Source organism: Pseudonocardia sp. NPDC049154 (genome assembly GCF_040648315.1).
In the GTDB taxonomy this organism is placed as follows: domain Bacteria; phylum Actinomycetota; class Actinomycetes; order Mycobacteriales; family Pseudonocardiaceae; genus Pseudonocardia.
Map to the genome: position 1 here is coordinate 1 of NZ_JBEZDN010000245.1, position 2,893 is coordinate 2,893.

Sequence of the window (2,893 nt, forward strand, 5' to 3'; positions counted from 1 at the left end):
CGGCCGCGAGCTCCCGGGCGCCGAGCGCGTCCGCGGCCACGTTGAAGGCCCCGGCCGCGCGGCGGTCGAGCGCGGCGGCCACGGCCCGCCCCAGGTCGTCGGCGTGCACCAGCTGCAGGACGAGGCCGGACGGCAGGGGCAGCACCGGGACGCGCCCGGCGCGGAGGGCGCGCAGCAGGGCCGTCGGCACGACCGGGCCGAGGAACAGGCGCCGCGTCCGGGCCGCGGCGTCCGACCGGACCACCAGCGCGGCCCGGACCCGGGTCACGACGATGTCGGGGTGGGCGCGCGCGAAGTCGTCGAGCATCGCCTCCGCGGCGACCTTGTCCCGGCTGTAGAGCGAGCCCGGGTGCGCCCTGACCGGCCACGACTCGTCGACCGGACGGCCGGACTGACGGGGCGGGTGCGGGCCGTACACCGCCTGCGAGGACAGGAAGACGACCTGCCCGACGGCCGTGCGGCCGGCGGCGTCGAGCACGGCTGCGGTGCCGTCGAGGTCGATGCGGCGCGGCGTCGACGCGTCGCCGACCGGCTGGATGGCCCACGCCAGGTGCACGACGGCGTCGGCGCCCCGCAGGAGTTCCGCGAGCCGGTCCGCGGCGGCCGTGGCCAGCAGGTCCAGCGGGTGCCAGGTGACCCGATCGGTCAGTGGCGCGTCCTCCGGCGGGTGTCGGCACACCGCGCGGACGGTCACCTCCGGCCGCTCCGCCAGGGCGTCGAGCAGTCCGGACCCGACGGTCCCGGACGCCCCGACGACCACGATCGTCCGCGCGGGACCCGTCATGCGGAGGTTCCGCCGTCGAGCCCCTCCCGGAGCTGCGCGAGGGTGCGGGCGAGCAGCCGGGAGACGTGCATCTGCGAGATGCCGACGCGCTGGGCGATCTGGGTCTGGGTCATCTCGCCGAAGAACCGCAGCGTGAGGATGAGCCGCTCCCGCTCGGGCAGCGCGGAGATCAGCGGGCGCAGCGACTCGCGGTGGTCGACGTGCTCGAGCGCCTTGTCGACCTCGCCGAGGGTGTCGGCGACCGGCTGGTCGTCCGCGTCGTCGACGGCCGTCAACGAGCCGGCGTGCTGGTTCGCCTTGGCCGCCAGGGCGTCGACGATCTCCTCGCGGTCCACGCCCAGGTGCCGGGCCAGCTCGCTGGGCTTCGGCGCGCGCCCGAGCTCGTGCGCGAGCGGGCCCGACGCCTTGCCGATGGCGACGCTGAGCTCCTTGAGCCGCCGGGGCACCCGCATCGACCAGGTGCGGTCGCGGAAGTAGCGCAGCATCTCCCCGCGGACGCACGGGATGAGGTAGCCGAGGAAGTCGCCGCCCGCGCGCTCGGGTCCCACCGGTCGATCGCCGAGATCAGCCCGATCGTCCCCACCTGGACCAGGTCCTCGATGCCGGCGCGGTAGCCGGCGCCGTGCCGCTGCGCGAGGTGGCGGACCACCGGCAGGAAGGCCAGGACGAGGTCGGACCGCAGCCGTTCGCGGTCGGGGTCGCCGGTCGGCAGCGCGGCGAAGCGCTCCAGCACGGGCATCTGGTCGGCGTACTCGCTGGGGCCCTGGCCCCCGGACCGCTCGGCGGTGGGCCGGGGGTCCTGGACGAGGGCCGTGCTCGGGACGGTCATGAGGCCTCCTCCACGTCGGTGGACGTCAGAGGCAGCTGGCTGTACCTCGATCGAGCGGCGCGTGACGGGTGGGTGGGCGCGCTCGGGGCGTCGATCGTGCATCTGTCGCATCTCGACCGTACAAGCGCCCTCCGGGGGCCGCGAGTCGAGTTCGGCCCGGACGCATGGGTGGGCCGCACCGGGGTATGACGCGCGACACACCGTTCCGGCAGGACCCCGCGAAGGAGACCCGATGATCGTCCGGCCCGCCCCCGTCCGACCTGCCCCGCCCGCCGCCCGGCGCCCCGCCGCCCGACCTCCCGCGACGGCCGACGTGGCGGCCGTGCTCGGCCCCTTCGTCGCGTGGTTGGCGAGCCGCGAGCCGTACGACGGCCTCCGCCGCAGACAGGTGCGGGTGGTCGAGCGGTACCTGCGGTGGGCCGTCGCCGACCGCGGCGACCCGCGCACGCGGCGGGAGCGCTTCGAGTCCGAGCTCGACGTCGGCGGCACCGCGGAGGCGCAGGCCGTCGCCTCGGCGCTGGACCGGTTCGCAGAACACCGCCGCATCCTCGCCATCGTCCCCGACCTCGACGACTGACGGAGGACCGACGACCACGACGACGACCACGACGACGGCGGCAGACATGCCACGCGAGGCGGGCGCCCGGCCTCTATCCTCGGCGGACCCGGTCCGGCCGGGGAGGTCGCGGCCGCTGCGCGGCGGCCGGAGAGGAGCGACGTGAACGCCGACTCCCGCCCTGCGCGGGATCCCGCTCGGCCCGGCGACGCTCCCCCGGCCCACCTGCCCGCCACGCTGCCGCTGCTGCCGGACCTGCGGCTGGCCGCGCTCTGGGTGCCCGCCGCCCCGCTCGGGCTCACCGCGCTCCCCTCCGCCGACGGCGCCGCCCCCGCGGGCGACTGGCTCGACGTGATCCCACTGCCGGACGGGCGTCTCGCCCTCGCCGTCGGCGACCTCGTGGGTCCGGCGCCGCGGCCCGGCGCCGTCACCGGGCTGCGCACCGTGCTGCGCCAGGCCCTGCACACCGCGCCGACGCTCACCGAGGCCCTCGAGCAGGTCGACCGGGCCGCCGGCGTCGACGACGCCCTGCACGGTGCCTCCCTCACCGTCGTCGTCGTGGGGCCGGACGGGGAGCTCGAGCACGCGCGCGGTGCCCATCCCCCGGCGCTGATGAGCGGGCCGGGCGGGCTCGCCTTTCCGCGAGTCGGGGTGTGGGCTTCCGCGAGTCGCGGCGCGCCTTCGCGGGCGCGACGCTCGAACGGGTCCCGGTCCGGTGTGGCGG

4 protein-coding genes and 1 pseudogene are annotated in these 2,893 nt (G+C 77.0%); 2 read left to right on the forward strand and 3 right to left on the reverse strand.

Annotated elements, in window-relative coordinates; translation table 11 throughout:
• From AB0B41_RS42965 to AB0B41_RS42975, 3 genes and pseudogenes are all read right to left on the reverse strand, one after another.
• Window positions 1-784: NAD-dependent epimerase/dehydratase family protein (locus AB0B41_RS42965; protein ID WP_358212979.1), on the reverse strand; the 784-nt coding region annotated here is incomplete at its 3' end.
• On the reverse strand, window positions 781-1,332 hold the full coding sequence (locus AB0B41_RS42970) for a sigma-70 family RNA polymerase sigma factor (protein WP_358212981.1): 552 nt from the start codon (window positions 1,330-1,332) through the stop codon (window positions 781-783). The genes AB0B41_RS42970 and AB0B41_RS42965, both read right to left, overlap by 4 nt.
• A gap of 47 nt (window positions 1,333-1,379) precedes the next feature.
• Window positions 1,380-1,724 (reverse strand): annotated as a pseudogene (locus AB0B41_RS42975) (hypothetical protein); the annotation flags it as partial.
• A 121-nt stretch (window positions 1,725-1,845) separates the two neighbouring features.
• Here AB0B41_RS42975 and AB0B41_RS42980 point away from each other — a divergent pair.
• Both AB0B41_RS42980 and AB0B41_RS42985 read left to right on the forward strand, forming a co-directional pair.
• On the forward strand, window positions 1,846-2,190 hold the full coding sequence (locus AB0B41_RS42980; protein ID WP_358212982.1) for a hypothetical protein: 345 nt from the start codon (window positions 1,846-1,848) through the stop codon (window positions 2,188-2,190).
• Between the two features lie 141 nt (window positions 2,191-2,331).
• The coding region (locus AB0B41_RS42985; RefSeq protein WP_358212984.1) for a SpoIIE family protein phosphatase at window positions 2,332-2,893 on the forward strand (562 nt) is incomplete at its 3' end.

Excerpts from the sequence above, each read along its gene's own strand:
- AB0B41_RS42980 (WP_358212982.1), top strand. The coding sequence starts at position 1,846 with ATGATCGTCCGGCCCGCCCCCGTCCGACCTGCCCCGCCCGCCGCCCGG.